The following is a 1,972-nucleotide window of genomic DNA, read 5'->3' on the forward strand; positions in this document are numbered from 1 at the left end:
GGCGGGGAAACGCTCCCTTTGCGCCCGGAGGCGGTGGCCGCTCTGCGGCACATTGTCTATGGTCCGCCCGGACGGCTCTATGCGTTTACATTGACAGGGGAGGCGCTGGACCAGCTCTCCAACGCGGCGGAGCGGTATGTGGCCGTGCAGCTTGAGCGGAGCTTTCGCACGCTGGACTACTATAAGAGTTTGTCGAATCTCTAATACATTTTGTACTATTTGGGATGCTTTATACGAAAAGGATTGTTTATGAGCGAATTGTTTCAAAAATCCATGCGGACGCTGGAGTTGCCCCGCGTGCTTTCCATGCTGGCGGAGCAGACCGTAAGCGACGAGGCCAAGCGCCGCGCCCTTGCGCTGACGCCGGAAACGGAGCCGGAGGAGGTTTTGCGTCTGCTGGACCAGACTGATGCGGCAAGGGCGTTGATCGGCCTGCGGGGCAGCCCCTCTTTTTCCGGGGTAAAACCCGTGGCAGAGGCGCTGGACCGGGCCGACCGGGGCGGCGGGCTGAACACCACGGAGCTTTTGACCATCGCGAGTCTTTTAACCGCCGCCCGGCGGACCCGGGAATACTTTTCCGATGGCGCGGGAGAGAAGACGGCCGTGGACCACCTGTTTTTATCTCTCCACGGCAATCGGTTTTTGGAGGAACGGATTAAGTCCGTCATTCTGGACGAGGACACTATTTCCGACAACGCCAGCCCGGAGCTTAACGACATCCGCCGCAAGATGCGGGCGGCGCAGGCGAAAAGCCGGCAGGTGCTCCAGCGGATTATTTCCTCTCCTGCTTACAGCAAGGTTTTGCAGGAGAGCATCATCACCCAGCGGGACGGGCGGTTTGTGGTGCCTGTGAAGGCGGAGCAGAAGGGGGCGCTGCCGGGACTTGTCCACGACGTGTCCTCCACCGGGGCCACCTTGTTTGTGGAGCCCATGGGAGTGGTGCAAGCCAACAACGAGTACATCGAGCTGGAAGCGAAGGAGAAAAAGGAAATCGAGCGGATTCTCGCCGAGCTGTCCGCCGACGCGGCAAACCACCGGGAGGACATTCAAGGGGATTACGACGCGCTGGTGCGGCTGGATTTGATTTTCGCCCGGGGCCAGCTTTCTTATAAGCTGGACGGCGTGCGCCCCGCGTTGCGGCGGGATGGGGCGGTGGTCCTCCGCAAGGCCCGCCACCCGTTACTGGACCGGGCAAAGGCCGTGCCCATCGACATTGAAATCGGCGACAGCTTTGACACGCTGGTCATCACCGGACCCAACACCGGCGGCAAAACCGTCAGCTTGAAAACGCTGGGCCTTTTGACGCTGATGTCCCAGTGCGGACTGCACATTCCGGTGGCCTCCGGGAGCCAGATTTCTGTTTACGAGCGGGTGCTGGCGGACGTGGGGGACGAGCAGAGCATTGAGCAAAGCCTGTCCACTTTCTCGGCCCACATGACCGGCATCGTTCAGATTCTCAAGGAGACGGACCGGCGGACGCTGGTGCTGTTTGACGAGCTGGGGGCGGGAACGGACCCGGTGGAGGGCGCGGCGCTGGCCGTGGCCATCATCCAGCGGGTGCGCCGCTCCGGCGCGAAGCTGGCGGCCACCACCCACTATGCGGAGCTGAAAACCTTTGCCATGACCACCGCCGGAGTGGAAAACGCCTCCTGCGAGTTTGATGTGGAGAGCCTGCGGCCTACCTATCGGCTGCTGATCGGCATTCCGGGAAAGTCCAACGCCTTTGCCATCTCCAAGCGGCTGGGTCTGCCGGACGAGGTGGTGGAGGAAGCCAAGGCCCAGATGGCGGGAGACAGCGTCCGTTTTGAAGATGTTTTGACCCAGTTGGAGCAAAAACGACAGGCCTTGGAGAAAAAGCAGGTGGAACCCGACCGACTGTATCAGCAACGGGAGGAGGACGCCCGCAAGGCCAGGGCATTTCGCACGCAGATGGCGAAGGCGCGGGACAATGCCCACAGCCGGGGTGAGGCGG

1 protein-coding gene and 1 pseudogene are annotated in these 1,972 nt (G+C 61.7%); both read left to right on the plus strand.

Annotation, left to right across the window (positions count from 1 at the left end; all coding sequences use genetic code 11):
• Positions 1-204, plus strand: a pseudogene (locus RTK01_RS16710) (DNA repair protein RecO); the annotation flags it as partial.
• 45 nt (positions 205-249) lie between these two features.
• The coding region (locus RTK01_RS16715) for an endonuclease MutS2 (protein WP_312282049.1) at positions 250-1,972 on the plus strand (1,723 nt) is incomplete at its 3' end.

This window comes from Oscillibacter sp., from assembly GCF_031978065.1.
In the GTDB taxonomy this organism is placed as follows: domain Bacteria; phylum Bacillota; class Clostridia; order Oscillospirales; family Oscillospiraceae; genus Oscillibacter.